Annotated in this window: 25 protein-coding genes; 14 read left to right on the forward strand and 11 right to left on the reverse strand. The window is 71.1% G+C overall.

The window, feature by feature from the left end:
- Positions 1-2 precede the first annotated feature (2 nt).
- The 3 genes from ACIRQ7_RS35380 to ACIRQ7_RS35390 all read right to left on the reverse strand — a co-directional run bounded on the left by ACIRQ7_RS35380 (position 3) and on the right by ACIRQ7_RS35390 (position 3430).
- Complete coding sequence (locus tag ACIRQ7_RS35380; protein ID WP_404266618.1) at positions 3-1376, reverse strand: DUF2637 domain-containing protein; 1374 nt, start codon at positions 1374-1376, stop codon at positions 3-5.
- Positions 1377-1586: 210 nt separating this feature from the next.
- Positions 1587-2300 (reverse strand): DUF3558 family protein, encoded by a 714-nt coding sequence (locus ACIRQ7_RS35385; RefSeq protein ID WP_401474126.1) that lies wholly within the window; start codon positions 2298-2300, stop codon positions 1587-1589.
- Positions 2301-2500: 200 nt separating this feature from the next.
- Positions 2501-3430, reverse strand: coding sequence for a hypothetical protein (locus ACIRQ7_RS35390; protein WP_404266619.1), 930 nt, complete (start codon positions 3428-3430; stop codon positions 2501-2503).
- A gap of 161 nt (positions 3431-3591) precedes the next feature.
- On the opposite strand from ACIRQ7_RS35390, the gene ACIRQ7_RS35395 reads away from it, so the two are divergent.
- A complete protein-coding gene (locus ACIRQ7_RS35395) occupies positions 3592-4785 on the forward strand; it encodes an RtcB family protein (RefSeq protein ID WP_404266620.1) in 1194 nt (397 codons plus the stop codon).
- A 443-nt stretch (positions 4786-5228) separates the two neighbouring features.
- Here ACIRQ7_RS35395 and ACIRQ7_RS35400 read toward each other — a convergent pair whose 3' ends face one another.
- Positions 5229-5981, reverse strand: coding sequence for an SDR family NAD(P)-dependent oxidoreductase (locus ACIRQ7_RS35400; protein WP_404266621.1), 753 nt, complete (start codon positions 5979-5981; stop codon positions 5229-5231).
- Positions 5982-6065: 84 nt separating this feature from the next.
- Positions 6066-6401, reverse strand: a complete 336-nt coding sequence (locus ACIRQ7_RS35405; protein WP_401474138.1) for a YnfA family protein — start codon at positions 6399-6401, stop codon at positions 6066-6068.
- A 420-nt stretch (positions 6402-6821) separates the two neighbouring features.
- Here ACIRQ7_RS35405 and ACIRQ7_RS35410 point away from each other — a divergent pair, with 420 nt between their 5' ends.
- On the forward strand, positions 6822-7568 hold the full coding sequence (locus tag ACIRQ7_RS35410) for an AAA family ATPase (RefSeq protein WP_404266622.1): 747 nt from the start codon (positions 6822-6824) through the stop codon (positions 7566-7568).
- Here the strand turns inward: ACIRQ7_RS35410 and ACIRQ7_RS35415 are convergent.
- Positions 7558-9216 (reverse strand): FAD-dependent monooxygenase, encoded by a 1659-nt coding sequence (locus ACIRQ7_RS35415; RefSeq protein ID WP_404266623.1) that lies wholly within the window; start codon positions 9214-9216, stop codon positions 7558-7560. The genes ACIRQ7_RS35410 and ACIRQ7_RS35415 overlap by 11 nt on opposite strands.
- A 99-nt stretch (positions 9217-9315) precedes the next feature.
- On the opposite strand from ACIRQ7_RS35415, the gene ACIRQ7_RS35420 reads away from it, so the two are divergent.
- Complete coding sequence (locus ACIRQ7_RS35420; protein WP_404266624.1) at positions 9316-9951, forward strand: TetR family transcriptional regulator; 636 nt, start codon at positions 9316-9318, stop codon at positions 9949-9951.
- 131 nt (positions 9952-10082) lie between these two features.
- Positions 10083-10697 carry a TIGR03086 family metal-binding protein gene (locus tag ACIRQ7_RS35425; protein WP_404266625.1) on the forward strand — a complete coding sequence of 205 codons (615 nt, stop codon included), beginning with the start codon at positions 10083-10085 and terminating at the stop codon, positions 10695-10697.
- Positions 10698-10742: 45 nt separating this feature from the next.
- Here ACIRQ7_RS35425 and ACIRQ7_RS35430 read toward each other — a convergent pair whose 3' ends face one another.
- Positions 10743-11294 carry a hypothetical protein gene (locus tag ACIRQ7_RS35430; RefSeq protein ID WP_401474153.1) on the reverse strand — a complete coding sequence of 184 codons (552 nt, stop codon included), beginning with the start codon at positions 11292-11294 and terminating at the stop codon, positions 10743-10745.
- Between the two features lie 327 nt (positions 11295-11621).
- Here ACIRQ7_RS35430 and hemL point away from each other — a divergent pair, with 327 nt between their 5' ends.
- The 8 genes from hemL (at position 11622) to ACIRQ7_RS35470 (ending at position 20004) form a co-directional block, all read left to right on the forward strand.
- Positions 11622-12929, forward strand: a complete 1308-nt coding sequence (hemL, locus tag ACIRQ7_RS35435) for a glutamate-1-semialdehyde 2,1-aminomutase (protein WP_404266626.1) — start codon at positions 11622-11624, stop codon at positions 12927-12929.
- An 83-nt stretch (positions 12930-13012) separates the two neighbouring features.
- The gene (locus tag ACIRQ7_RS35440) at positions 13013-13693 is read left to right on the forward strand and encodes a histidine phosphatase family protein (RefSeq protein ID WP_401474159.1); all 681 of its coding nucleotides are present in this window, start codon (positions 13013-13015) and stop codon (positions 13691-13693) included.
- A 146-nt stretch (positions 13694-13839) separates the two neighbouring features.
- The gene (locus ACIRQ7_RS35445; protein ID WP_403677360.1) at positions 13840-15063 is read left to right on the forward strand and encodes a hypothetical protein; all 1224 of its coding nucleotides are present in this window, start codon (positions 13840-13842) and stop codon (positions 15061-15063) included.
- 87 nt (positions 15064-15150) lie between these two features.
- Positions 15151-15765: a TlpA family protein disulfide reductase gene (locus ACIRQ7_RS35450; RefSeq protein WP_404266627.1), complete on the forward strand. Its 615-nt coding sequence runs from the start codon at positions 15151-15153 to the stop codon at positions 15763-15765.
- A 4-nt stretch (positions 15766-15769) separates the two neighbouring features.
- Complete coding sequence (locus ACIRQ7_RS35455) at positions 15770-16534, forward strand: cytochrome c biogenesis CcdA family protein (RefSeq protein ID WP_401474168.1); 765 nt, start codon at positions 15770-15772, stop codon at positions 16532-16534.
- Positions 16535-16537: 3 nt separating this feature from the next.
- Positions 16538-18313: a cytochrome c biogenesis protein ResB gene (locus ACIRQ7_RS35460; protein WP_404266628.1), complete on the forward strand. Its 1776-nt coding sequence runs from the start codon at positions 16538-16540 to the stop codon at positions 18311-18313.
- Complete coding sequence (gene ccsB, locus ACIRQ7_RS35465) at positions 18310-19395, forward strand: c-type cytochrome biogenesis protein CcsB (RefSeq protein ID WP_404266629.1); 1086 nt, start codon at positions 18310-18312, stop codon at positions 19393-19395. Before ACIRQ7_RS35460 ends, ccsB begins: the two co-directional genes overlap by 4 nt.
- A 90-nt stretch (positions 19396-19485) precedes the next feature.
- A complete protein-coding gene (locus tag ACIRQ7_RS35470) occupies positions 19486-20004 on the forward strand; it encodes a hypothetical protein (RefSeq protein WP_404266630.1) in 519 nt (172 codons plus the stop codon).
- Between the two features lie 34 nt (positions 20005-20038).
- Here the strand turns inward: ACIRQ7_RS35470 and ACIRQ7_RS35475 are convergent, their stop codons facing one another.
- The 4 genes from ACIRQ7_RS35475 to ACIRQ7_RS35490 all read right to left on the reverse strand — a co-directional run bounded on the left by ACIRQ7_RS35475 (position 20039) and on the right by ACIRQ7_RS35490 (position 23480).
- A complete protein-coding gene (locus tag ACIRQ7_RS35475; protein WP_404266631.1) occupies positions 20039-21466 on the reverse strand; it encodes an alkaline phosphatase family protein in 1428 nt (475 codons plus the stop codon).
- Between the two features lie 213 nt (positions 21467-21679).
- The gene (locus tag ACIRQ7_RS35480; RefSeq protein ID WP_404266632.1) at positions 21680-22318 is read right to left on the reverse strand and encodes a DUF4291 domain-containing protein; all 639 of its coding nucleotides are present in this window, start codon (positions 22316-22318) and stop codon (positions 21680-21682) included.
- 66 nt (positions 22319-22384) lie between these two features.
- Entirely contained in the window at positions 22385-22948 is a 564-nt protein-coding gene (locus tag ACIRQ7_RS35485) for a nucleoside deaminase (protein ID WP_404266633.1), read from the reverse strand.
- A gap of 112 nt (positions 22949-23060) precedes the next feature.
- Positions 23061-23480 (reverse strand): PLD nuclease N-terminal domain-containing protein, encoded by a 420-nt coding sequence (locus ACIRQ7_RS35490; protein WP_404266634.1) that lies wholly within the window; start codon positions 23478-23480, stop codon positions 23061-23063.
- Positions 23481-23568: 88 nt separating this feature from the next.
- Here ACIRQ7_RS35490 and ACIRQ7_RS35495 point away from each other — a divergent pair, with 88 nt between their 5' ends.
- Both ACIRQ7_RS35495 and mqnP read left to right on the forward strand, forming a co-directional pair.
- On the forward strand, positions 23569-25026 hold the full coding sequence (locus tag ACIRQ7_RS35495) for a menaquinone biosynthesis decarboxylase (protein WP_404266635.1): 1458 nt from the start codon (positions 23569-23571) through the stop codon (positions 25024-25026).
- Entirely contained in the window at positions 25023-25925 is a 903-nt protein-coding gene (gene mqnP, locus ACIRQ7_RS35500; protein ID WP_404266636.1) for a menaquinone biosynthesis prenyltransferase MqnP, read from the forward strand. Before ACIRQ7_RS35495 ends, mqnP begins: the two co-directional genes overlap by 4 nt.
- The last annotated feature ends 146 nt before the right edge of the window (positions 25926-26071 follow it).

Below are 26071 nucleotides of genomic sequence, written 5' to 3' on the forward strand. Positions count from 1 at the left end.
GGTCAGGAGATGTGCTCGGTCTCCAGCTCCATGCGGAAGCGCACCCGGAAGTCGCGGACGAGTCCGCGCAGAGAGCTCTCGCTCAGCGGGCCGCCGTCCCGGCCGGTGACCCCGTAGGAGTTCAGCAGGTAGCGGCCGAACTGCCGGGAGTCGGGGAAGTCGTTCTTCTCCGCCACGTAGGTCCGGAACGCCGCGAAGTACGCCTCGTCGCGCGGGATGTCGGAGGGGAGCGCGGAGGACGCGGGCAACTGCTCGGGCTCCGGGGGGAGTTCGGGCTCGGGGGCGGGTTCCGGAGTGGGGTGGGGGGCTGGTTGCGGGGCCGGCGCGGGGGCGGGCTCCGGCGGGTGGGCGCGCTGTTCGGGGAGCGGCGGCGGGTCGCCCGCGCTGCCCAGCGGGCGGCTGCGGCCCGGACCGACGGGGACGGTCAGCAGGGCTGCTTCGGGGGCCTGTCCGGGCATCCGCTCGGGTTCCGGCGGGGCCTCCGGCGCGCTTGCCGGCGCCGTTTCCTGCCAGGGGCCGGTCGGGCCGGTCGGGCCTGCCGGGCCTGCCGGGGCTGAGGGGGCCGTCGGGGACGGGTCCGGGGCCGCCCGCTCGGCCCTCTCCGGGGCCGGTGGTCCGGTCGTGGCCTGCGGCTCCAGGGCCTGCCGTGGTTCGGGGCCCGCCGGGGCGAGCGCGGTCGGCGCGATCCCGGCGGCGGCGAGGCCGGCCGGTGCGGTCCTCGCCAGCGGCACGCCGTAGCGCGCCAGCCGCAACGGCATCAGCGACTCGACGGGCGCCCGGCGGCGCCAGGCGCGCCCGTAACGCGCCCGCAGCCGCGCCTGGTAGACCAGCCGGTCCTGCTCCAGCTGGATGACCTGGTCGTACGAGCGCAGCTCCCACAGCTTCATCCGGCGCCACAGCCGGAAGGTGGAGGGGAAAGCGAGCAGCCAGCGGGTGAGCCGGACGCCCTCCATGTGCTTGTCGGCGGTGATGTCCGCGATCCGGCCGATGGCATGCCGGGCGGCCTCGACGGCCACGACGAACAGCAGCGGGATCACCGCGTGCATACCGACGCCGAGCGGGTCGGGCCAGGCCGTCGCCCCGTTGAAGGCGATGGTGGCGGCCGTCAGCAGCCACGCGGTCTGCCGCAGCAGCGCGAACGGGATACGGATCCAGGTCAGCAGCAGATCCAGCGCGAGCAGCACCACGATGCCCGCGTCGATGCCGATCGGGAACACGGCCGAGAAGCTGCCGAAGCCCTTCTTCTCGGCCAGCTCGCGCACTGACGCGTACGAGCCGGAAAAGCCGATGGCCGCGATCAATGCCGCCCCGGCGATGACCACACCGATCAGGATGCGGTGCGTTCGAGTCAACTGCGCCGTCTGCGTCGCGGACACCCGCGGACCCTCCCCGGTCTCGGCGAAATGGCGCGCTCAGCGTGGCACACGCGTCAAGCCGGGCCCGGAGAGGGCCGGGATAAGCGACCGCCTCGGTGCCCGTCCGCCCCGAGCGCGGGCGGGCACCAGGACCGATCTCGGGGCGATTCGCCCACCGGCGCCGGTCGGCGCCGGTCGGCCGGCCGGTTCGGCCGGCCGGTTCCGATCAGCTCAGCCGTTCGCCTTGGTGGCGCCGGCGACGGCCTCCTTGACGGCGGTCTTGGCGTCCTTCAGCAGGTCGTCCGACTTGGGGGTGTCGCCACCGGCCAGGCCCGCGCCGTTGTAGTTGAGCGTCACGACGATATTGGCCGTGCGGGCCACCACCGTCGTGTTCTTGAAGTTGTTGCCGTCCTTCTTCAGGTCGTACGTCACGGCGGTCGCCGCGTCGCCGATGCCGCTGGTCGCAGCCGCTTCGACCTTCTTGGCGTTCTTGGTGTCCTTCGCGTCGGAGATCTGCTTCTCGTAGAAGTCCGTGGCGCGCTTCTCACCGGTGGCCTTGAGGGCCTGGTCGGAGTCGTAGCGCTGGAAGCTCACGTCGAGCCAGCGGAACTGGGTGCCGTCGACGCCGTTGTCGTCCGAGCTGTTCCAGGAGCAGGTGCCGTGTGCGGCATTGTCGGTGGAGCTGCCCTGCTCGCCCGACGCGTCCTTCGCCTTGGGGAGGAGCTCCTTGACGGTCTTCTTGGAGAACGCCTCACACGGGTTCGGCAGCTTCTTGAACTTCGCGGCCGCGACGGTCGGCGAGGGGCTGGCCTTGGCGCCGGCCGAGCCGCCGGAGGGGGCGTCGTCGGCGCTCTTGGAGTCCGAGCCCGAGCAGCCGGCGACGAGCATCACCGGTACTGCTGCGCAGGCGAGAAGGCTGGCGAGTCGCTTGGCTGAACGGTCCATGGTTCCTTCGCTGTTCGTCGTCGTGAAGTCGATGTGGGCCGTCGTACGGGACGGCGCTCCGCCTCGTGTGGGGTGGCAGGGCTAGAGGCACGGTACGCGGCGCGGCGGAGGTGGTGGCCGATTCGCGCCCTTTGGCCGCCGGGCATTTACCCCCGATTGGGGCATGTAGCCGCAACCGGGCATTACGTTCAAACTCGGACTTATTCGCTGAGGCTCTCGGACAGCTCGTCGGCCAGCGAACGGGCCTTGTCCTGCAGTTCCTGGCTTTCCGGCACCATCGTCTTGTCCGCGGACCACTGGTCGTAGGTGATCGTCACGATGACGTTCGACGTGCGGAAAACCACAGTGACGTCGCGGTGCACGCCCGAGTCCGCGGTGGCCAGCTTGTCGTTCAGGAACGCCGCGTCGCCCAGGCCGTCCAGCAGCCGCGGAGCGGTGGGGCTCTGCGGGTCCACCTCCGCGCTCGGCGGGGCCGAGGGGCTGCCCGACCCGGCGCCACCGGCCGTCGGGGCGTCCTTGCCGGGCGCCTTGCCGCCGGCGCCCGCCGTGGTGCCCGAGGCCTTGGCGTCCGGGGCCTCGGCGCCGGCCGGCTTGCCGGCCGAGGTCTTGCCGTCCGACGACGTGCCCTTGGGGGTCGACGGGGGCGGCGAGGAGGGGGCGGCGGAGCCGTCGGACGGGATGTCGGCGGCCAGCTCCTTGTTGCCGTAGATCTCCTGCGCCTTGTCGTCATCGCTGACGGCCGCGTCGTAGGAGACCACGCGCTGGATGTCGAGCGTGAGGTGGCGGGTGCCCGAGCCGGTCTCGCGCTTCCAGCGGCAGCCGACGCGGCGGTCGGTGTCGTACGTGATGTCGGCCTGGCCGGCGTAGGTCTTCTCGGCCTCGGTGGCCGAGGGCTTCTCGCCGTCGCCGGGCAGCATGCCGCGCACCGTGCCGCGGGTGGGGAGTCCGCAGGCTTCCGGGAGCGTCTGGTAGCGGCCGGGCTGGGCGGCCGTGCTCGCCGAGGCGGCGTCCCCGCCCTTGGCGTCGCCGGCTCCGCCGGTGCTGGAGCCGCCGGTGCAGCCCGCGAGGCCGGCGGCGAGCGCCGCTGTGGCCACCAGTGCGGCGCCGGGTACGAACGGCTTGCGTTGCATCGTCCGCGGCTCCTTCCCTGCGAAATGTGGTTGCCGCCGGGTGGCGGCCGATGGACACAATGTCTACCGCACGTCTTGCCGCGAACGCCGGTTCGCTGTCCGAAAGTCACCAGCTTGTCCGGCTTTTGCGTTTTATGTCTTTTCGGGGGAATGAGGAAGTTATGTCGTACACCGAAGTGCCCGGTGCCCAGGTACCGATCCGGATGTGGACCGATCCGGCCACCGTCGAGGGCGTCGCGATGCAGCAGCTGCGCAATGTCTCGACGCTGCCGTGGATCAAGGGCCTGGCCGTGATGCCGGACGTCCACTACGGCAAGGGGGCCACTGTCGGCTCGGTGATCGCGATGCACGGAGCGGTCTGCCCGGCGGCCGTCGGTGTCGACATCGGCTGCGGGATGAGCGCGGTGAAGACCTCGCTCACTGCGAACGACCTCCCCGGCGACCTCTCCCGCCTCCGGTCCAAGATCGAGCAGGCGATCCCCGTCGGCCGCGGAATGCATGACGACCCGGTCGAGCCGAACCGGATCCACGGCTACCCGACGGCCGGCTGGGACGACTTCTGGTCGCGCTTCGACGGCGTCGCGGACGCGGTCAAGTTCCGTCAGGAGCGGGCCACCAAGCAGATGGGTTCGCTGGGCGGCGGAAACCACTTCATCGAGTTCTGCCTGGACGAGGACGGCTCGGTCTGGCTGATGCTGCACTCCGGCTCCCGCAACATCGGCAAGGAGCTGGCCGAGTTCCATATGGGGCAGGCCCAGAAACTGCCGCACAACCAGGGCCTCGTCGACCGCGACCTCGCCGTCTTCATCGCGGACACCCCGCAGATGGCGGCCTACCGCAACGACCTGTTCTGGGCGCAGGAGTACGCCAAGCACAACCGGGCCGTCATGATGGCGCTCTTCCAGGACGTCGTCCGCAAGGAGTTCAAGAAGGCCCGGCCGACGTTCGATCCGGTGATCTCCTGCCACCACAACTACGTGGCGGAGGAGCGGTACGACGGGATGGACCTGCTGGTGACGCGTAAGGGCGCGATCCGGGCGGGGAGCGGCGAGTTCGGCATCATCCCGGGCTCGATGGGGACCGGCTCGTACATCGTCAAGGGCCTCGGCAACGCCGCTTCCTTCAACTCCGCCTCGCACGGCGCCGGCCGGAAGATGAGCCGTAACGCCGCGAAGAAGCGCTTCTCCACGCGGGACCTGGAGGAGCAGACGCAGGGGGTGGAGTGCCGCAAGGACTCCGGGGTGGTCGACGAGATCCCCGGCGCCTACAAGCCGATCGAGAAGGTCATCGATCAGCAGCGGGACCTGGTGCAGGTCGTCGCCAAGCTCAAGCAGGTCGTCTGCGTGAAGGGCTGAGGCTCAGCGTCGCACGTCAGGGGCGGGCCCGGATCTCCTGGACGTAGCCCGGAATCTCAGGGACGAGCCCGGAATCTCAGAAACGAGCCCGGCATCTCGTGGACGAAACCGGAACGTCACCAGCAGGCCCCGGACCACAGCGGTCGGGGGCCTGTTCGTCGCCGGCGACCCGTAGGGCCGCGGCTGGTGCCTCGGTGCTCACCTGGCGGACGAGGGGGGACGGGGCAGCGACAATCCTCAGACCGTGTCCGCGAAGTCCCGTCGTCCGGAGGGAGGGCGGGGCTCGCGGGGTTAGCTGGGTTGGCTGAGCTCGCTGGGCCCGCGGGGTTCGCCGGGCCCGGCCGGCCCGGTCGGCACGCCCGCGGCCGGCCCGCGGTCCTCGTCGCGAGCGGTGCGCCCAGGTCCGTGTTCGGCGGGGCGCGCCGCGGCGGCCCGTGCCGGGATCAAGTGGTGCGGTGGATCTTGGAGTTGGAGGCCTGGGCGCGCGGGCGGACCACCAGGAGGTCGATGTTCACGTGCGAGGGCCGGGTGACCGCCCAGGCGATGGTGTCGGCGACATCGTCGGCGCTGAGGGGGTCGGCGACGCCCTCGTAGACCTTGGCGGCCTTGGCCTCGTCGCCGCGGAAGCGGGTGGTCGCGAACTCGTCGGTCTTCACCATGCCGGGGGCGACTTCGATGACTCGTACGGGCTGCCCGCACAGCTCCAGGCGGAGGGTCTCCGCGAGGACATGCGCGCCGTGCTTGGCGGCGACGTACCCGCCGCCGCCCTCGTAGGTGCCGTGCCCCGCGGTGGAGGAGAGCACGACGACGGTGCCGTCGCCGGACGCGGTGAGCGCGGGCAGCAGAGCCTGCGTGGCATGCAGCATGCCGAGCACGTTGACCTCGTACATCGCGCGCCAGTCCGCGGGGTCGCCGGTGGCGACGGGCTCGGCGCCGAGGGCACCGCCGGCGTTGTTCACGAGTACGTCGCAGCGGTCGAGGGAGGCGGCGAAGGTATCGACGGCGGCGCGGTCGGTGACGTCGAGTGCGTAGGCCTCGGCGTGCGGGAGTTCGGCGGCGAGCTCCTCGATGCGGTCCTTGCGGCGGGCGGTGAGTATCACGCGGTAGCCGGCGGCCGAGAGGTGCCGTGCGGTGGCGGCGCCGATGCCGCTGCTCGCTCCGGTGACGACGGCGGTACGGGCGGCGTCGGCGGTCATGTCGCTCTCCTCGGGACGGTACGGCTGGGCGGATCCGGCGGGCCGGGGTGGCGGGCCGCCGTTTGCCAGGATATGCAGGCGGGGTCAGCGGCCTCTCGGGGCGTACATGATCACTGCCATGCCGGCCAGGCAGATCAGCGCGCCGATGACGTCCCAGCGGTCGGGGCGGTATCCGTCGGCGACCATCCCCCAGGCCAGCGATCCGGCGACGAAGACCCCGCCGTACGCGGCGAGGATGCGGCCGAACTCGGCGTCCGGCTGGAGCGTGGCCACGAAGCCGTAGATACCGAGGGCGAGCACGCCGGCGCCGATCCACACCCAGCCCTTGTGCTCGCGGACGCCCTGCCAGACCAGCCAGGCGCCGCCGATCTCGAAGAGCGCGGCGAGGACGAAGAGAGCTCCGGAGCGGGCGATCAGCATGCGGGCCAGCGTAGGAGACGGCGCGGGCGGCGCCGCCCGGGTTACGCCTGCTCCGGCGGGGGTGGCGGGTCCGGCGCGGCAGGTGGTGGCCGGTCCGGCGGACGGGGGTCCGGTCCGGCGGTGGGGCGGCTGGTCCGCCGGTGGGTGACTGGTCACCGGTGGGTGGCGGGGTGTCGGCAGGGGCGGTGGCCGGTCCGGCGAAGGGGCGGCCGGTCGGGCGGAAAGGCGGCTGGTCGGGCGGAAGGGCGGCTGGTCCACCGGTGGGCGGCCGTCCACCGGTGGGCGGCGCCGGTCCGTCGGCAGGGGCGTGGGCCGTCCGTCGGAAGGGCGGCCGGTCCGTCGGGGCGACGGCCGCTTCACCGGGAGGGGGCCGGTCCGTCGGGGCGGGCCGGTGTCAGTGCGGTGTGAGAGCTTCGGGGGATGCTGATCGAACGCGCCTATGTGGACCTTCCGGGGGGAGCGGGCGGGGCCGGGGACCGGGGCGAGTGGCCCTGGACGGTGCCGTGTGTGCGGCAGCTGGTCGAGGAGGGGCTGGAGTTCCGGGCGCCGGTCACCTTTCTGGTGGGGGAGAACGGTTCGGGGAAGTCGACGCTGGCCGAGGCGCTGGCGGAGGGGTTCGGGGTGGATTCCTACGGCGGCTCGGCGGGCTACAAGTACGCGAGCTCACGCGAGGCGTCGGTGCTCGGCGGGGTGCTGCGGTTCGATCCGACGCGGAACGGACGCCGGATGCTGCGCGGACCGCGTACCCGGAGGAGGGGCTTCTTCCTCCGGGCCGAGACGGCGCTGGACGCACTGAGCCGGGAGCGGCAGGCGCAGCGCCTGTCACAGGCTCCGGACGACATGAGCCACGGCGAGGGCTTCCTGATGGCTTTCCGGGAGCGCTTCTCGCAGCCGGGGCTCTATGTGATGGACGAGCCGGAGGCGGCGCTGTCCTTTTCCTCCTGTCTTGAACTGGTCGGATTGATGGATGAGTTGGGGCGGGGTGGCGCGCAGGTCATCTGTGCGACGCACTCCCCGCTGCTGACGGCGCTGCCCGGCGCGGAGATCGTCGAGGTGGGCGAGCACGGTCTGCGGCGGGCGGACTGGGCGGAGCTGGGTCTCGTCGACCACTGGCGGCGCTATCTCACCGACCCGCAGGCCTATCTGCGGCATGTGCTCATGAGGTGAGGCCGGCGGGCGCCCGTGGTGGGGCGGGGTGTGCGGGTGCTGTCGCGGAGCCGGTCCAGTGGGTGAGCGCGGTGCGGAGGGCGGCGGCGCGCTCGGCCGGAGCGGTGCTGTCCGAGGCCCACGCGATATAGCCGTCGGGGCGGACGAGGAGCGCGGTGCGGCGTCCGCCGGCCCAGGAGGCCCGCAGCACCCGTCCGTCGGTGGCTTCACCGGCCCCGGAGGGCACGGATGACGCGATCGGCTCGTCGGCAGGGGTGATCAGGACGAACGTGCCGTGGCGCAGGAGTGCGTAGAGACGGCTGCCGTCGGCGAGGCGGACGTCGGGGGCGCGCCGCCCGGCGAGGGGGTGGGCGCCACGCCCGGCGGGATAGCTGATGCCGATGCCGGAGATGTTGCGGAGGGCCTGGCGGGACAGCGGCCGCAGGTGGTTGACGGCCTGGGCGGCCACCGCGCGGGTGGCGCGGCCCCGGAAGGACGGCAGCAGACCGAGCCGGAGCAGGGCGCCGCTGGTGCGCAGCACCTGCTTGCCCACGGGGTGCCGCTCGGTGTGATAGCTGTCCAGAAGGCTGTCGGGGGAGCGGCCGCGCAGCACGGCGGTCAGCTTCCAGCTGAGGTTGGCGGCGTCCTGCAGGCCGGTGTTCATCCCCAGGCCACCGGCCGGGGAGTGGACATGGGCGGCGTCGCCGGCGAGGAAGACGCGGCCGACGCGGTACTCGGGGCTCTGCCGTTCGTCGCTGTGGAAGCGGGAGATCCAGCGGGCGTCGTGCATGCCGTAGTCGCTGCCGAGGGCGAGGCGGGTGAACTCGCGGACCTCGTCCAGCTCGGGGGGTGTGTCATCGGACGGCTGGTGGCGGAGGTTCCAGCCCCCGACGCGGTACCAGCCGTCGCCGAAGGAGCCGATCAGGGCGAGCGCGTCATGTGCGGAGTTGAGGGTGAAGGGGGCCTCGGGCTCCTCGGTCAGCCGGACATCGGCGAGGACCAGGCGGGCGACGGTCTTGCCCGGGAAGGGCAGGCCGACGGCTTCGCGGACGGTGCTGCGGACGCCGTCCGTCCCGACGAGATAGGCGGCGCGGGCGCTGCGAATCCCCGCGGCGTCGCGGACGCGGACCGTCACGCCGTCGGCGTCCTGCTCCAGGCCGAGCACCTCGGAGTCGTGCCGAAAGGTCACGCCGGCCGCACGGGCGCGCCGGTCCAGCAGCCGCTCCACCTCGAACTGCGGGGTGGCCAGCACGAAGGGGAAGCGGGTCGGGAGCTGGGTCGGGTCGAGGGCGGCGGCGCCCAACAGGCTGACGCGGTGGATCGGGTGGCCGCCGGCGACGAGCTCGTCGGCGAGGCCGCGGGCGTCCAGCTGCTCCAGGGTGCGGGCATGCACGACCAGGGCACGGGTGAGATTGCTGGTCGTGTCGGAGCGGCGCTCCAGGACCGTGACGCGCAGGCCGGCCTCGGCGAGGTCGCCGGCCAGCAGCAGGCCGGCCGGTCCCGCACCGACGACGATGACGTCCGCTTCGGCGCCGATGCCCTCGGACGGGGCGGCGGGCGCGGCGCCTGCGGCCGGGCCGCTCGCCGGTCGGCCGGCGGTGTCGTGTGGCGCCGTGTCGGGTGGGGTCGTGCGGTGGGTGGTGCCGGGCTTGCGGTTCGGTGCCTCCATGGCCGCCTCCTGTGCCAACGCGTGTTGGTCAACGCTTGTTGGCAACCATAAATTCGCCGCGACTGGCTTGTCAACACATGTTGGCCTACAGTTGTTGACATGGCCGAACATGCTTCCTCCGACGTCGCCGGACCCCCCGCCGCCGACGCCACGGATTCCGTGGAGATCTCCGGCATCGCGCGCCCCCGCCGCTCCGACTCCACCCGCGCCGCGATCCTCGCCGCCGCCAAGGACCGGTTCGCCGCCGAGGGCTACGAGCGCGCCACCATCCGCGCCATCGCGCGGGAAGCCGGCATCGACCCGTCGATGGTGATGCGCTATTTCGGCAACAAGGAGGGTCTCTTCGCTGCCGCCTCCGTGATCGATGTGGAGGCCCCCGACCTCAGCGGAGTGCCGCACGGCGACCTGGGTGCCCGGCTCGTACGCCACTTCCTGGACCGCTGGGAGCGCGACGAGACACTGACCGGCATGCTGCGCGTCGGCGCCACCAACGAGGCGGGCGCGGAGCGGATGCGCGCGGTGTTCCACGGCCAGATCGGGCCGGTCGTGGCCGCCGTCTGCCCGATGCCCGACGAAGCGGCGGCCCGCGCCGCGCTGGTCTCCTCGCAGATCCTCGGCATGGCGCTGTGCCGCTATGTGCTGCACATCCCGCCGGCCGTCGGCATGAGCCGGGACGAGATCGTCGCCTGGCTGGCCCCGACGATCCAGCGCTATCTGACGGCCGAGCGGCCCTGATCATCGACGCGCCCGGCCGGACCGCGAGCCGGACCGCCGGACGGCCCGGCCCCGGTCCGGCTCGGCGTGCCGCCGCGGAGCCGCGCTCGTAGCCTCGTAGGCAGGACGGGCATGCGGACCTGGAGGGTGCCATGACGGATGCGGCAGGCGGGCCGGGTGCCGCGGCCCCGGGCGCGGCCTCGATCAGCGCGTTGATGGAGGAGGCGACCTCGGCGGCGCTCCCGGTGCTGCGCGGGGTGCGGGACGAGCAGCTCGGGCAGCGGACTCCCTGCACCGATTACGACCTGCGGGCGCTGCTCAACCATCTCTTCCAGGTGGTGGTCGCCTTCCAGGAACCGGACGGCACCAAACAGGTGGACCCGGACCACACCCCCGACCGGCTCGGTGAGTACGGGGGGCAGTGGCCCGACCGGTTCGCCGAGGAGGCGGCGCGGCTGGCCGGGGCGTGGGCGGCGCCGGGCGTGGAGGACGCCCGCACGGGCGCCATGGGCCTGCCGGGCCGGACCGTCGGCGGTATGGCGCTGCTCGATCTGACGCTGCACGCCTGGGACGCGGCGCGGGCCAGCGGCCAGGACTACGCGCCGCCCGAGCGGTGTGTCACCGAGCTGCGGGCGCTGGTCGCCGAACTGGCGCCGACCGCCCGCAAGATGAGCGTGCTGGGCGGGCCGGTCGACGTACCGGTCGGCGCCCCGCCGTTCGACAAGCTGCTGGCGGAGTCCGGCCGCGACCCCCGATGGCCCGCCTGAGCCGTCCCCGCCTGAGCCGTCCCCGCCTGCCGTCCGCCCGAAGGCTCAGGGCCAGACCAGGCAGTACGCCTGATGTCCCGCTTCGTGCAGACGGTGGCTGAAGTCCTGCCATTCGTGCAGGAGCTGGTAGACGCCGAAGGCGTCGCGGGGGCCGCCGCGGTCGGGGACGGTGGACCAGATGAAGGCGGCGGCACCAACCGATTCCTCACCGACGCCGCGCAGCGGGTCGACCACGGTCATGGGGAGCTTCACGACGGCGTAATCGGGGTGCAGGACGACCAGTTCGAGGGGCGGGACCTTATGGAGGGGTATTCCCTCGATGCCGGTGAGCACCATGGCGGCCATCGTCTCGGGCTTGATCTTCGTGAACATGCCGCCCATGCCGAGCTCGTCGCCGCCCAGCTCCTCGGGGCGCATCGAGATGGGGACCCTGGCCGCTGTCGCGCCGTTCGGCGCGCCGAAGTATTTGTACGTCACCCCCATGCGGCCGCCCCTGATTTCCCCGCCCTTGGTGCCCTCGCGCCGGTGACGGCCGCGCTGGGCGCGTTCGGGGCCCCGGTCATCGGTCCCCTCGCCCACTTCGCCACCGCGATGCATATCTCCACCCGACCACTCGCAGCCACAGCCGCGCAACCCGATCATCGTCTCAGAGATCTCCCCCGTCACCGGCGCGTGAAACGCCCGGCCGCGCGCCCCTGTGCGCCTCTGAGACCATTGCTTGCGTGACTTACTCGTACGACGGCCCAGTTTCGCAGACGCGCGGGCGCTGAGGCGTGGTCGAGCGCGAGAGGAATCAAAAAGGGACCGAGATGGAACCGAGCGGAGCCCCAAAGGTGTCCGCGCGGAGCTTCCCGCACCGTTGTCAGCACGGGCCGCGTCCGCGCGCCGCCGCCCTTCCCTTCGTTTACGCAGGTCAGGATCACCGTGTCATTTCCGTATGAAGCCCCTGTTTCGCAGTCGCTGTTCGACCGCGCGTCCGTGGTGACGCCCGGCGGCGTCAACTCTCCGGTGCGGGCATTCCGCGCTGTGGGTGGTACGCCCCGGTTCATGGTGTCCGGTACGGGTCCGTACCTCACCGACGCCGACGGCCGCGAGTATGTCGACCTCGTGTGTTCGTGGGGGCCGATGATCCTCGGCCACTCGCACCCGGAGGTCATCGCCGCGGTGCAGGCGGCGGTCGCCCGCGGCACCTCCTTCGGTACGCCCGGCGAGGGGGAGGTCGAGCTGGCCGAGCAGATCGTGGCGCGCATCGAGCCCGTCGAGCAGGTGCGGCTGGTGTCGTCCGGCACCGAGGCGACGATGTCGGCGATCCGTCTGGCGCGCGGGTTCACCGGCCGCGCCAAGGTGATCAAGTTCGCCGGCTGCTACCACGGGCATGTGGACGCGCTGCTGGCCGCGGCCGGTTCGGGCGTGGCGACCTTCGGTCTGCCCGACACCCCGGGCGTGACCGGTGCGCAGGCGGGCGACACGATCGTGCTGCCGTACAACGACATCGAGGCGGTGCGTGCGGCGTTCGCCGCGCACCCGGGCCAGATCGCGTGTGTGATCACGGAGGCGTCGCCCGGCAACATGGGCGTGGTGCCGCCGCTGCCCGGCTTCAACCAGGGGCTGAAGGACGTCTGCGGCGAGAACGGCGCGCTGTACATCTCCGATGAGGTCATGACGGGCTTCCGGGTCAGCAAGGCCGGCTGGTACGGCATCGACGGGGTGCGTCCCGACCTGATGACCTTCGGCAAGGTCATGGGCGGCGGCTTCCCGGCGGCGGCGTTCGGCGGCCGCGCCGACGTGATGGCGCATCTCGCACCGGCCGGCCCCGTCTACCAGGCGGGCACCCTGTCCGGGAACCCGGTCGCGACCGCCGCGGGTGTCGCGCAGCTGCGGCTGCTGGACGACGCGGCGTACGCGAAGGTCGACGCGGTGTCGGCGGAGCTGCGGGGCCTGGTCACCGCGGCGCTGGCGAAGGAGGGCGTGGCGCACCGGCTGCAGGTCGCGGGCAATATGTTCTCGGTCTTCTTCACGGACGCCGAGGTGACGGACTACGACGCGGCCAAGGCGCAGGAGTCGTTCCGTTTCACCCCGTTCTTCCACGCGATGCTGGAGCGGGGCGTCTACCTCCCGCCGTCCGCCTTCGAGTCGTGGTTCGTGTCGACCGCGCACGACGACGCGGCCGTCGAGCGGATCGCCGCCGCCCTGCCGGCCGCCGCGCGGGCCGCGGCCGAGGCGACCGCCTGACCTACGACGGGCCGGCGGTACCGTCCCGCGGGCGACCGTCCCGCGGGGCTACCGGCCTCCAGACGACTGAATGAATGGGTGACATGAGCAGCGAAGACATCACCGTCGTGCACCTGCTGCGGCACGGCGAGGTGCACAACCCGGAGGGCGTGCTCTACGGCCGCCGTCCCGGCTACCACCTCTCCGAACTCGGCCGGAAGATGGCGGACCGGGTCGCCGAGCACCTCGCGGAGCGGGACATCACGCATGTCGTGGCCTCGCCGCTGGAGCGTGCGCAGGAGACGGCGATGCCGATCTCCGGTGCGCACGGTCTGGAGACGGCCACCGACGAGCGGCTGATCGAGGCGGCCAACGTCTTCGAGGGGAAGACCTTCGGGGTCGGCGACGGCGCGCTGAAGAAGCCGGCGAACTGGAAGTACCTGACGAACCCGTTCCGGCCGTCCTGGGGCGAGCCGTACCTTGAGCAGGTCGTCCGGATGATGGCGGCGCTGGGTGCGGCGCGGGACGCGGCGCGCGGGCACGAGGCGGTGGCGGTCAGCCATCAGCTGCCGATCTGGATCGTGCGCAGCTTCGCGGAGCGGCGGCGGCTGTGGCACGACCCGCGCAAGCGGCAGTGCACGCTCGCCTCGCTGACGTCGTTCACGTTCCACGGCGACAAGATCATTTCGGTGGGCTACAGCGAGCCCGCCCGGGACCTCGTCCCCGCCCATCTGCTGGCGGGCGCCAAACCCGTCCCGGGAAAGGGCAAAGCTTTCGGGGCCTGATGGCGCGTCAATTGGCGGTATGTCAATGGCAGGCAAAATAAAAGATGTGAGCGAATAACTCGGAACCTCCGTGTCCGTGGCGCCCTCTTCTCGATTGTCCGTTTATATGGATATTGAGTTCGGCGAGCACGGATGGGGACGACGGTATGCGGGCGATCAGTCGGCGGAACCTGCTGGGTATGGGAGTTGGGGCAGCCGCGGCGTCGGTCGTCGCAGGCTGTTCCGCTTCGGGTTCGGACAGTGAGGCGGACAAGCAGCGGGTGAAGAACTCGGTGCAGGCCAGGTCGAAGCCCATCGGTGACGGGTCGACCGCGAATTCCGGGGCCCAGCCGAACCAGCCGGACAAGCCCGAACGGCTGGAGCCGGGACAGACCCCGCCGCAGTTCGTCATCTTCTCGTGGGACGGCGCGGGAGAGGTCGGCAACGGCCTCTTCCCGCGATTCCTCAAGCTCGCCGAGGACCACGGCGCGGCCATGACCTTCTTCCTCTCGGGGCTCTATCTGCTGCCCGAATCGAAGAAGCACCTCTATCGCCCGCCGAACAACCGGGTCGGCGCCTCCGACATCGGCTATCTCACCGACGGGCACATCAAGGAGACGCTGAAGAACGTGCGGGCGGCGTGGCTGGACGGCCACGAGATCGGCACCCACTTCAACGGCCACTTCTGCTCCGGCGCCGGTACCGTCAAGCTCTGGACGCCCGAGCAGTGGCAGTCCGAGATCGACCAGGCGATGGATTTCGTCACCAAGTGGCGTACGTATACCGGCTTCACGGACATAGAGCCGCTGCCCTTCGACTACCGCAAGGAATTGGTCGGCGGACGGACACCCTGTCTGCTCGGTCAGGAGAATCTGCTGCCGACGGCCAAGAACCTCGGCTGGCGCTATGACGCGAGTTCGCCCGGCGGTCTCCAGATGTGGCCCAAGAAGAAGATGGGTATCTGGGACTATCCGTTGCAGCAGATTCCCTTCCCGGGGCACTCGTTCGAAGTCCTGTCGATGGACTACAACATCCTCGCCAACCAGTCGAAGAACTCCACGAAGGCGCCGCCGGCCAACTACCCGGGCTGGCGGCAGCAGGCCACCGACGCGTATATCTCGGGATTCCAGCGGGCCTACGAGACCAACCGCGCGCCGTTCTTCATCGGCAACCACTTCGAGCAGTGGAACGGCGGTATCTATATGGATGCCGTCGAGGAAGCGCTCAAGCACATTGCCAATGAGCAGAACAAGGATGTCCGGCTGGTGTCCTTCCGGCAGTTCACCGACTGGCTCGACGCGCAGGACCCGCAGGTCCTCGCCAAGCTCCAGGGAATCGGTGTCGGGCAGAAGCCGGCCGGCGGCTGGAAGTCCTACCTCGCCGCCGCCTGACGGCGGCCGCACGGGCCGGGGCCTGCGGGCCCGGTCCGTCGAGGGGGGCGTGGAAGATCCGGAAATGGCCCATGCGAAACTTTTCACATGAGTGCCTGCCGCGCCCCACGCCGCCTCACGAGCCGCAGCCGCATCACCTTGCTCGCCGCAGGGGCCGCGGTCGCGTCCCTGACGCTGAGCGCCTGCGGTGACGGCACCTCGGGCGGCTCCTCGCAGACCCGGTTCGTCCAGGGCAAGAACGGCGTCGCCACGGTCGAGAAGGCCGAGCGGCAGCAGGCCCCGAACCTCTCCGGCGAGACGACCAAGGGCAAGCAGCTGGACGTCGCCGACTACAAGGGCAAGGTCGTCGTCCTCAACGTCTGGGGATCGTGGTGCGCGCCCTGCAGCGCCGAGGCCCCGAATTTCACCAAGGTCGCGAACGACACCAAGGACAAGGGCGTCCAGTTCGTCGGGATCAACACCCGCGACTCCGAGAAGTCGCAGGCCAACAGCTTCGAGGAACAGCACAAGGTGCCGTACCCGAGCCTTTTCGACCCGACGGGCAAGCTGATGCTGCGCTTCCCCAAGGGCAGCATCAACCCGCAGTCCATCCCCTCCACGATCGCCATCGACCGGCACGGCAAGGTCGCCGCCCGCTCGATCGGGGCGCTCACCGAGGACGGGCTGCGCAAGATGATCACCCCGCTGATCGCCGAGAAGTGATCACATGATCCAGCTCGCCGCCGAGGCCGCCGGGAACGAGACCGTCCTGAACGGCGCCCTCCTGGTCGCCGTGCCGATCGCCCTCTTCGGCGGTCTGGTCTCCTTCTTCTCGCCCTGCGTCCTGCCGCTCGTGCCCGGCTACATGTCGTATGTCACCGGCGTCACCGGCACGGACCTCGCCGAGGCCAAGCGCGGCCGGATGCTCGCCGGCGCCTCGCTGTTCGTCCTCGGCTTCACCGCCGTCTTCGTCTCCGGCGGGGCCCTCTTCGGGTTCTTCGGGTCCACCCTGCAGAGCTACAAGGACGTCATCTCGCGCATCCTCGGTGTGCTGATGATCCTGCTCGGGCTGGCGTTCGCCGGGGTGCTCAAGCGCTTCGGCCAGCGCGAGCTGCGCTTCCACAAGAAGCCCGCCATGGGGCTGATGGGCGCGCCGGTGCTCGGCGTGCTCTTCGGTGTCGGCTGGGCGCCGTGCCTGGGCCCGACCCTCACCGCCGTCCAGACCCTGTCCTTCTCGCAGGCGAGCGCGGGCCGCGGCGCGCTGCTGACCGTCGCCTACTGCCTGGGCCTGGGGCTGCCGTTCATCTTTGTCGCGATCGCCTTCCGCCGGGCACTCGGCGCGTTCGGCTGGGTCAAGCGGCACTACGTGTGGGTGATGCGGGCGGGCGGCGGCATGATGGTCGCGCTCGGCATCCTCCTCGTCACCGGCGTCTGGGACAGCCTGATGTCCGAGCTCCAGAGCTGGACGCAAAGCTTCACCGTTGGGATCTGATTGATGTCCACGAAGACCGACACCCCCCGCGACCCGGACTCCGGCCCGGACAACGGCGCGCAGGGCGCCGCGGACGGGGGCACCGATCTCGGCGCGGCCGGATCCCAGCTCTCCACCGCGCCCAGGGAAGACATCAGCTTTCCGTCGCTCGGCCCGGTCGGCTGGGCGCGCTGGTTCTGGCGGCAGCTCACCTCCATGCGGGTGGCGCTGCTGCTGCTCTTCCTGCTGTCGATCGGCGCCATCCCCGGTTCGCTGATCCCGCAGACCAGCATCGACCCGGTCAAGGTCGACGAGTTCAAGGGCGACCACCCCACGCTCGCCGGGCTCTACGACAAGCTGGGGATGTTCCACGTCTACAGCTCGGTGTGGTTCTCGGCGATCTACCTGCTGCTGTTCATCTCGCTCATCGGCTGCATCGTGCCGCGCACCTGGCAGTTCGTCGGGCAGCTCCGCGGCCGGCCGCCGGGCGCCCCGAGCCGGCTGACCCGGCTGCCCGCGTACACCACCTGGCGCACCGGGGCGGACCCCGACGAGGTGCTCGGGGCGGCCCGGCAGCTGATGAGGAAGCGGCGCTTCCGGACGCACCGGAGCGGCACCGCGGTCGCGGCCGAGAAGGGCTATCTGCGCGAGACCGGCAACCTCGTCTTCCACATCGCGCTGATCGTGATGCTGGTGGCGTTCGCCGTCGGCAGCCTGTGGAAGTCCGAGGGCGGCAAGCTGATCGCCGACGGCGACGGCTTCTCCAACAGCCTCACGCAGTACGACGACTTCAAATCCGGCCCGTTCTTCGACACCGACACGATGGAGCCCTTCGGCTTCTCGATGAAGAAGTTCGACGTCACCTACGAACGGTCGGGTCCGCAGAAGGGCACCCCGCGGACCTTCCGCGCCAATATCAGCTACTTCAACGGCGCGGAGGGCAAGGAGCACTCCACCGCCATCGAGGTGAACAAGCCGCTCGACATCGCGGACTCGAAGGTCTATCTGCTCTCGCACGGCTACGCGCCGGAGGTCACCGTCAAGGACGGCCGCGGCAAGGTGGTCTACAACGGAGCGGTGCCGTTCCTGCCGCAGGACCCGAAGAACTTCACCTCCAGTGGTGTGGTGAAGGTGCCGGGCGCGCAGACCAAGGCCGGCAAGCGCAATCAGCTCGGGTTCCAGGGCTTCTTCGTGCCGACGTTCGGCGGCCGGGGATCGGGCTCGATGTTCTCCCAGTTCCCCGCGCTGGACAATCCGCGGCTGACGCTGACCGCGTACCACGGTGATCTGGGCATCGACTCCGGTCTGCCGCAGAACGTCTACAAGCTGGAGCAGAAGAACCTCAAGCAGTACAAGAAGAGCGACGGCCGCGCGGTCGCCCAGATGATGAAGCCCGGCGAGACGATGACGCTGCCCGGTGGTGACGGCAGCATCCGGTTCGACGGCGTCAAGAACTGGGCCAGCTTCAAGATCACCCACCAGCCCGGCAACGGCCTCGCGCTGACCGGCGCGGTCGCCGCCCTGCTGGGCCTGGCCGGTTCGCTGTTCATCCAGCGGCGGCGGGTGTGGATCCGCGCGGAGAAGGGCGCCGACGGCGTCACCGTCGTCGAGATGGCCGGCCTCGGCCGCAGCGAGTCGCCGCGGCTCCCGGAGGAACTCTCCGATCTCGCCGTGGCCCTGGCGCCGCACGCTCCGATCGCCGCGGACCCCGGCCCGGCCGCGGACACCGAACCCGAAGACTCCGCGGAGCCCACCGACTCCGCCGATCCTGCTGATCCCTCCGAAGGAGCGCGCGCGTGAATCTCGCTGCCGCAGCCAACGAGACAATGGCCCACAACAGCAATGTGCTGGTCTATTCGGCGATGGCCGTCTACACCCTCGCCTTTCTCGCGCACATGGCCGAGTGGGTGTTCGGCAGCCGCAGCAAGGTCGGGCGCACCGCGGCGGCCCTGACGGCTGCCGTGCAGGCACCGGCCGCGGCGCCCGCCCCGGTGGTGCAGAAGGGCGGCACCGCCGTATTGGAGCGGCCGAAGGTCATCATCAAGCGGGCGGCCGGCAGCCGCGATGTGCCGGACGGGCCGGGCGCGGCCGGCGGCACCGAGAAGGGCGACCTCTACGGCCGGATCGCCATCTCGCTGACCGTCCTGGCGTGGGCGCTCCACGTGCTGGGCGTGATCACCCGCGCCCTGTCGGTGGAGCGTGCCCCCTGGGGCAACATGTACGAGTTCTCCACGACGTTCGCCGCGGTCGCCGTCAGTGCGTACCTGATCCTGCTCCTGCTGAAGAAGAACGTCCGCTGGATCGGCCTGCCGCTGATCACCACGGTCCTGCTCGACCTCGGGCTCGCGGTCACGGTGCTCTACACCGCCAGCGACCAGCTGGTGCCGGCCCTGCACTCGTACTGGCTGTGGATCCACGTCAGCTGCGCGATCATCTCCGGCGCGGTGCTCTACCTCGGCGCCGTCGCCACGCTGCTCTTCCTCTTCCGCGACCGCTACGAGGGCAAGCTCGCCAACCCGTCGGTCAAGCAGCCCGGCGGCTTCGCCACCTCGGTGCTGGAGCGGCTGCCGTCCGCCGCCTCGCTCGACAAGTTCGCGTACCGCATCAACGCCACGGTCTTCCCGCTCTGGACCTTCACCATCATCGCGGGCTCCATCTGGGCCGAGGCCGCCTGGGGCCGCTACTGGGGCTGGGACCCCAAGGAGGTCTGGTCCTTCATCACCTGGGTCGCCTACGCCTGCTACCTGCACGCCCGCGCCACCGCCGGCTGGAAGGGCCGCAAGGCCGCCTGGCTGGGCCTGGTCGCGTTCCTCTGCTACCTCTTCAACTACTACGGCGTGAACATCTTCGTCACCGGCCTGCACTCCTACGCCGGAGTCTGACCGGACGACCGGACGGCCGGACGCCCCGGCAGCACTCCGGTGCCCCAGTCCGATCTGCGCAACCCCGTGCCGTACGGGATCGTGGCCCTCATGGAGAGCCCGATCCCGTACGGCACCGTCCATTCCACGGCGGACACCCGCACCCTCGGCTTCACCCTGCGCTTTCCCCAGCCTGTGGAGGACGTGTGGGCCGCGGTCGCCAGCGCCACCGGGCTGTCCGGCTGGCTGGCCGTCGCCGACCCCTTCGAACGGCACCAGGGCGGCGCGATCACCCTGCACCGGCAGCACTCCGACGGCTACGGAGCCGCCACCGTCGCCCCCGGCCGGGTCACCTGCTGGGGGCCGGGCCGGCTGGCCGAGTACACCGTCGATGTGCACGGCCGGATCCGCTTCGACCTCGGCCGTGATCCGGACCGTACCGGCGGCACCCTGCTGCGCTTCACCAATGAGCTGGTCTGCCCCGACAGCGCGGTGCTGAGCCACCTGGCCGACTGGCACCAGCACTTCGAGTTCCTCGCCGAGGCGCTGGCGGGCCGGCCCGCCGACTGGCCCTCCTGGAGCCTGGACCGCTGGCGCGCGCTGTACGGGGCGTACGAGCACACACGCTGAGGCGCCGTCGGGTCCGGTCCCGGCCCCGCGCCCGTCAGCGCCGTTTGCGGCGGCCCGGCTCCTGGTACGGGGGCAGCTGTCCCGCGCCCGGCAGCGTCGGCTTGGGCAGATGCGCCACCTCCCACTGTGCCTGCGCCAGCTGCTCGGCGGTGCCGCCGGGCAGCCGCGGCGGGCGGGGGAAGGGGTGCCGGAAGCCGAAGGCCGAGGTGAGGTCGCCGAAGGTGGAGCGCCGCCAGTCGCTGATGTTCGGCTCCTCGACGCCCGTCCAGCGCTCCAGGAACTGCAGCACCGAGGTGTGGTCGAAGGCGTCGCCCGCGGCCCAGCCGCCCACCGTCCACGGCGAGATGATCATGCACGGGACGCGGAACCCGCCGCCGATCGGCAGCCCCCCGACGAACTCGTCCGCTGTGCCGGCGGGCGGGACGGGCGGCGGCACATGGTCGAACTGGCCGTCGTTCTCGTCGTAATTGAGGATGAAGGCGGTCTTGGCCCACACCTTGGGGTTGGCGGCGATCGCCTCGATCTTGCGGGCCACGTAGTCGGCGCCGGCGGCCGGCAGATAGTCCGGGTGCTCGGACTGGTAGCTGGTGGGGATCAGCCAGGAGACGGCGGGCAGCCGGTCGGCCCGTGCGTCGTCCTCGAAGGTGCCGGCCGGCCGGGCCCGCACCCCGCGCTCGTAGAGCGGCTCGCCGGGCACGGCGTTCCGGAAGGGCTGGAACTGCTCCAGCAGATTGCAGCCGTAGTCGTCCTCCTCCTGGTAGACCTGCCAGCTGATGCCGGCCGCCTGGAGGCGTTCGGCGTACGTCGTCCAGCGGTAGGGCTGCGGCGCGGTGTTGTTGAGGACCGGGCCGCCGAGGGTGCCGCCCGGGTCGATGGTGCCGGTCATCCAGTAGAGCCGGTTGGGCCAGGTCGGGCCGAAGACCGAGCAGAAGTAGTTGTCGCAGAGCGTGAAGGTCTCGGCGAGGGCGAACTGGAAGGGAATGTCCTGACGGGTGTGATAGCCCATGACGTACGGGCCGTTGACGCCGTCGGCCTTGCGGTGCGCGGGCAGCCAGCGGTCCATCTTCCCGCCGTTCCACGCGTCGTGCTGGACGGACCAGGCGTGGCTGGTGGAGGGGATGGCCTGGGCGCTGGAGGTGTGCGTATCGAGATGGAACGGCAGCAGATAGCCGTCCGGGTTCTCCGCGTCGGGCTGGTGGAAGACGGACCGGCCGTCGGGCAGGGTGAGCGCGTCCGGGTCGGCGAAGCCGCGGACGCCGCGCAGCGTGCCGAAATAGTGGTCGAAGGAGCGGTTCTCCTGCATGAGCAGGACGACGTGCTCGATGTCGTCCAGCGAGCCGTGCCGGGCCGGTCCGGCGGCGACGGCCTTGCGGACGCTGGGTGGCAGCAGCGACAGCGCGGCGGCGCCGCCGACCGCGCCGGCCGCCGAGCCGAGGAGTCTGCGTCGGGTCATATCGGGCATATGTGCCACTCTCCCTGAGTCGCCTGAGCCCTCCGTGGGCCGACCCGACTGTGGCGCCGCCCCGGTTTCCCCGGCAGGGGGAGATAGCTGAACGATGCATCAATTGGCCGTGAACGGACGAGAGTTGGCCCACTTCCGCTACGCCCCGTACGCCGCCCTACGGACCTCTCAGCAGCCCTCGTACCACCCGTACTACGCGTATCCGGCCGCGCGTCAGGACACGCGGCCGAGGCCCGGAGTTCCCTCGGGTGCCGGGTACGGCCGCTCCTGGGGCAGCAGCGCGGCGGCCGCCGCTGTCTCACCGGACCGCATCAGCGCATGGATCTCGTGGGCCAGCGGGGTCACCTCCGTGATGCCCACCGTCCACTCATCGGCGTACTGCCGCGAAGCCTCCCCCGACAGCCCCAGCTGGAGCGACCGGTAGGGCAGCGCGGCCAGCCGCAGATCGCGCTCCGGGTCCCACTGCACCCGGACGGGCGCATTCCGCAACTGCTGCTTCCAGGCCCCCCGGTCCGCATGCGCGGCGGAGTCGTAGTGCGACAGGCAGGCGCTCTCCAGCGCCCGGTCGAAGCCGGCCCGCTCGATCTCGATGGCGAGCACCGTCTCCTGATCGGCCTTGGCGCCCCACCCGCAGCAGTACATCATCCACAGGAACGACGGCTTGATCCATGTCATCCGCTCCCGCTTCCACGCGGCCGGAAACCGGCCGTCGCGTGCGGCGGGGACCCCCAGTGCGGGCGCGTACGCCTGATAGACGGTCACGGTGGCCTCGGTGTACCGCGCGCGGACGCGGCGGAGGGGTTCGGCGGGGGCGGGCGTGGTGGCCGGGATCGGGGCCGGGGTCGGGTGCATGGGGGCATGCTCGCCGCCGGGAGCGCCGTACGGCCACCGGATTACGAGGGCCGCCGTCCGCCCGGCTCACTCGTTGCCGATGTCCTCGTTCCACAGTGCCGGGTGGGCGCCGATGAAGTCGCGCATCATCTCCGCGCAGCCGAGGTCGTCCAGCAGCACGATCCGTACGCCGTGCCGAGCGAGCCAGTCGTGCCCGCCGTGGAAGGTGCGGGCCTCGCCGATCACCACCCGCGAGATCCCGAACTGGCGCACCAGGCCGCTGCAGTACCAGCAGGGGGAGAGGGTGGTGACCATCGTCGTGCCGCGGTAGCTGTGCTGCCGGCCCGCCGCGCGGAAGGCGTCGGTCTCGGCGTGCAGGGACGGGTCGTTGTCCTGCACCCGGCGGTTGCGGCCGCAGCCGAGCAGCGCGCCGTCCGGGCCGTAGAGCGCGGCGCCGATCGGAATGCCGCCCTCGGCCAGGCCCTCCCGCGCCTCGGCGACCGCCGTCGCCAGCATCGCGCGGGCCTGCTCCTGGAGGTGGTCGCGGTGGCCGGCCGGGTCGTGGTGGACGCCCTCGGCGGTGCCGTGCAGGCGGAGTTCGTCGCGGTCCTGCGCCCAGTCCTGCGGGTCCTGATCCGGTGCCTGGTCCATATCGGCCACTCTTCCCGCTCGGGCGCCGCCCGGCAACGCACACACGGGCGAGCCGCGGGTGACGGCGGGGAAGCGGCGGGACGGCGGAGAAGGCCGGGAGCGCCGGCCGGGGTCAGCTCTTGGCGGGCGGCGGCGTGTCGTCGGGGCCGTCCGGAGTGGGGTCGTCCTTGCGGCGCAGCTCGTCCTCGCGGCGCCGCAGATCGGCCTCCCAGTCCTTGAGCAGCGCCTCGTCCTTCTTGCTCTCGTCCTTGAGGGACTTGAGGAAGTCGGGGTTGTCGTCCGGCGCGACCCACTTGGCGCGGCGGTTGCGGTGCCATTCGGAGGGGGTGGAGCCATCCGCCGGGGCGCCCCGGACCTTGCCCGCGACCAGCCAGGCGACCGGTCCCACCAGCACCTCACCGAAGAGCAGGATGATGATGACCCAGATCACCTTGGGCAGGCCGCGGATCTGGTTCTCGGGGGTGTTGAGGCAGTCGATGAAGGCGTAGATCCACAGTGCCAGCACCAGGAGGAACGGCAGATACCTGAGCATTGCGGAAGGAGCCCCCTGTACGCGACGGCGGGCCCGCGGCGGGGCCCGGTGACCCGTCCAGGGTAGTGCGTACCGGATACTGGAACGCATGGCTTATGACGATCTTCGCTCGTTCCTGCGCGCGCTCGACCGGGAGGGCGATCTCCGGCGCATCAAGGCCGAGGTCGACCCGTATCTCGAAGTCGGCGAGATCGTGGACCGGGTGCAGAAGGCCGGGGGCCCGGCGCTGCTCTTCGAGAACGTCAAGGGTTCGGCGATGCCGCTGGCCATGAACGTCTACGGCACCGACCGCCGGCTGCTGAAGGCGCTCGGGCTCAGGGCGTACAGCGATATCAGCGACAAGATCGGCGGGCTGCTCAAGCCCGAGCTGCCGCAGGGCTTCGTCGGGATGCGGGAGGCGTTCGGCAAGCTCGCCGGGATGACGCACGTCCCGCCGCGGAAGGTGAAGGGCGAGGACGCGGCCGTCCAGGAGGTCGTGCTCAAGGGTGACGAGGTGGACCTCGACGCGCTCCCGGCGCTGTTCACCTGGCCCGAGGACGGCGGCTCGTTCTTCAACCTCGGCCTGACGCACACCAAGCACCCCGAGACCGGCATCCGCAATCTCGGCCTCTACCGCCTCCAGCGCCACGACAAGCGCACCATCGGCATGCACTGGCAGATCCACAAGGACAGCCGCAACCACTACCAGGTCGCCGCCAAGCGCGGTGAACGGCTGCCGGTCGCCATCGCCTTCGGCTGCCCGCCGGCCGTGACGTACGCTTCCACCGCACCGCTGCCCGGCGACATCGACGAGTACCTCTTCGCGGGCTTCCTCCAGGGCAAGCGGATCGAGATGGTCGACTGCAAGACCGTGCCGCTCCAGGTCCCGGCCCACGCCGAGGTCGTCATCGAGGGCTGGCTGGAGCCCGGCGAGATGCTGCCGGAGGGCCCGTTCGGTGACCACACGGGCTTCTACACGCCGCAGGAGCCCTTCCCTGCGCTGACCATCGACTGCGTCACGATGCGCAAGCGCCCGCTGCTCCAGTCGATCGTCGTCGGCCGGCCGCCGACGGAGGACGGGCCGCTGGGCCGTGCGACGGAGCGGTTCTTCCTCCCGCTCCTCAAGATCATCGTGCCGGACATCGTGGACTACCACCTCCCCGAGTCGGGCGGCTTCCACAACTGCGCGATCGTCTCGATCGACAAGAAGTACCCCAAGCACGCGCAGAAGGTCATGCACGCCATCTGGGGCGCCCACATGATGTCGCTGACCAAGCTCATCGTGGTCGTGGACGCGGACTGCGATGTGCACAACCTCCACGAAGTGTCCTGGCGGGCGCTGGGCAACACCGACTACGCCCGTGACCTGACCGTCGTCGAGGGGCCGGTCGACCACCTCGACCACGCCTCCTACCAGCAGTTCTGGGGCGGCAAGGCAGGCATCGACGCGACCAGGAAGTGGCCCGAGGAGGGCTATACGCGAGACGGGGGCTGGCCGGAGATGGTCGAGTCCGACCCGGAGACGGCGGCGAAGGTCGACCGCCGCTGGAAGGAGTACGGCCTGTGAGTGCCTCCGCCGCCGCGCTGCCGCAACCCGGCAGGACCAAGGCGTTTCTGCGTCTGGTGATGATCGAGCACTCGGTCTTCGCGCTGCCCTTCGCCTACATCGCCTCGCTGACCGCGATGTTCCAGTGGGACCGGAACATCCACTGGGCGCGGCTGCTGCTGGTCACCGTGGCGATGGTCGGGCTGCGCACGTTCGCGATGGCCGCCAACCGCATCATCGACCGCGAGATCGACGCCCGTAACCCGCGTACCGCCGGGCGCGAGTTGGTCACCGGCGCGGTGTCGGTGAGGTCGGCGTGGACCGGCGCGCTGATCGCCGTCGTCGTCTTCCTCGGCGCCGCCGCACTGCTCAACCCGCTGTGCCTGGCGCTGGCGCCGGTCGCGGTGATCCCGATGGTGGTCTATCCGTACGGGAAGCGCTTCACCCACTTCCCGCACGCGATTCTGGGCCTGGCCCAGGCGATGGGGCCGGTCGGCGCCTGGATCGCGATCAGCGGCAGCTGGTCCTGGGACGCGGTCATCCTCGGTCTCGCCGTCGGCGTCTGGATCGGCGGGTTCGACCTGATCTTCGGCTGCCAGGACGTGCAGGCCGACCGGGCGCACGGCGTGAAGTCCGTACCGGCCCGCTTCGGCATCCCGGCGGCCCTGCACGGTGCCCGCGCCTGTCATGCCGTCACCACGGCGCTGCTGGTCTGGTACGCGCTGGCCACCGGCGCCGGGGTGTTCTTCTGGGCCGGTCTGGTGATCGTCGTCGGCGCGTTCCTGTACGAGCACACGATCGTCCGGCCGCACGACCTGTCCCGCCTCAACCGGGCGTTCTTCTCGGTCAACGGCTTCATCGGCATCGCGCTGTTCGTCTGTGCCCTGCTGGATCTGCTGGTGCGGGGCCTGACGGTCTGACACGCGGACAAGGGGGCGGGGGGGGGCCCCCCCGGGGGGGGGCCCCCCCCCCCGGGGGGCCCCCCCCCCCCCCCCCCCCGACAACACCCCCCCCCCCCCCCCCCGGGGGTGGGGCCACAACCCCCCCCGGGGGCCGGGGAGTGTCG

This window comes from Streptomyces sp. NPDC101393 (assembly GCF_044767385.1).
GTDB lineage: Bacteria > Actinomycetota > Actinomycetes > Streptomycetales > Streptomycetaceae > Streptomyces.

Bases quoted from the DNA above. Each gene is read 5' to 3' on its own strand.
- ACIRQ7_RS35475 (WP_404266631.1), bottom strand. From the start codon at position 21,466: ATGCCCGATATGACCCGACGCAGACTCCTCGGCTCGGCGGCCGGCGCG.
- ACIRQ7_RS35400 (WP_404266621.1), bottom strand. From the start codon at position 5,981: ATGACCGCCGACGCCGCCCGTACCGCCGTCGTCACCGGAGCGAGCAGC.
- ACIRQ7_RS35480 (WP_404266632.1), bottom strand. From the start codon at position 22,318: ATGCACCCGACCCCGGCCCCGATCCCGGCCACCACGCCCGCCCCCGCC.
- ACIRQ7_RS35405 (WP_401474138.1), bottom strand. From the start codon at position 6,401: ATGCTGATCGCCCGCTCCGGAGCTCTCTTCGTCCTCGCCGCGCTCTTC.
- ACIRQ7_RS35385 (WP_401474126.1), bottom strand. From the start codon at position 2,300: ATGGACCGTTCAGCCAAGCGACTCGCCAGCCTTCTCGCCTGCGCAGCA.
- ACIRQ7_RS35470 (WP_404266630.1), top strand. From the start codon at position 19,486: ATGGAGAGCCCGATCCCGTACGGCACCGTCCATTCCACGGCGGACACC.
- ACIRQ7_RS35395 (WP_404266620.1), top strand. From the start codon at position 3,592: ATGTCGTACACCGAAGTGCCCGGTGCCCAGGTACCGATCCGGATGTGG.
- ACIRQ7_RS35450 (WP_404266627.1), top strand. From the start codon at position 15,151: ATGAGTGCCTGCCGCGCCCCACGCCGCCTCACGAGCCGCAGCCGCATC.
- ACIRQ7_RS35425 (WP_404266625.1), top strand. From the start codon at position 10,083: ATGACGGATGCGGCAGGCGGGCCGGGTGCCGCGGCCCCGGGCGCGGCC.
- ACIRQ7_RS35490 (WP_404266634.1), bottom strand. From the start codon at position 23,480: ATGCTCAGGTATCTGCCGTTCCTCCTGGTGCTGGCACTGTGGATCTAC.
- ACIRQ7_RS35440 (WP_401474159.1), top strand. From the start codon at position 13,013: ATGAGCAGCGAAGACATCACCGTCGTGCACCTGCTGCGGCACGGCGAG.
- ACIRQ7_RS35445 (WP_403677360.1), top strand. From the start codon at position 13,840: ATGCGGGCGATCAGTCGGCGGAACCTGCTGGGTATGGGAGTTGGGGCA.
- ACIRQ7_RS35430 (WP_401474153.1), bottom strand. From the start codon at position 11,294: ATGCATCGCGGTGGCGAAGTGGGCGAGGGGACCGATGACCGGGGCCCC.
- ACIRQ7_RS35415 (WP_404266623.1), bottom strand. From the start codon at position 9,216: ATGGAGGCACCGAACCGCAAGCCCGGCACCACCCACCGCACGACCCCA.
- ACIRQ7_RS35455 (WP_401474168.1), top strand. From the start codon at position 15,770: ATGATCCAGCTCGCCGCCGAGGCCGCCGGGAACGAGACCGTCCTGAAC.
- ACIRQ7_RS35485 (WP_404266633.1), bottom strand. From the start codon at position 22,948: ATGGACCAGGCACCGGATCAGGACCCGCAGGACTGGGCGCAGGACCGC.
- ACIRQ7_RS35390 (WP_404266619.1), bottom strand. From the start codon at position 3,430: ATGCAACGCAAGCCGTTCGTACCCGGCGCCGCACTGGTGGCCACAGCG.
- ACIRQ7_RS35460 (WP_404266628.1), top strand. From the start codon at position 16,538: ATGTCCACGAAGACCGACACCCCCCGCGACCCGGACTCCGGCCCGGAC.
- ACIRQ7_RS35495 (WP_404266635.1), top strand. From the start codon at position 23,569: ATGGCTTATGACGATCTTCGCTCGTTCCTGCGCGCGCTCGACCGGGAG.
- ACIRQ7_RS35410 (WP_404266622.1), top strand. From the start codon at position 6,822: ATGCTGATCGAACGCGCCTATGTGGACCTTCCGGGGGGAGCGGGCGGG.
- ACIRQ7_RS35420 (WP_404266624.1), top strand. From the start codon at position 9,316: ATGGCCGAACATGCTTCCTCCGACGTCGCCGGACCCCCCGCCGCCGAC.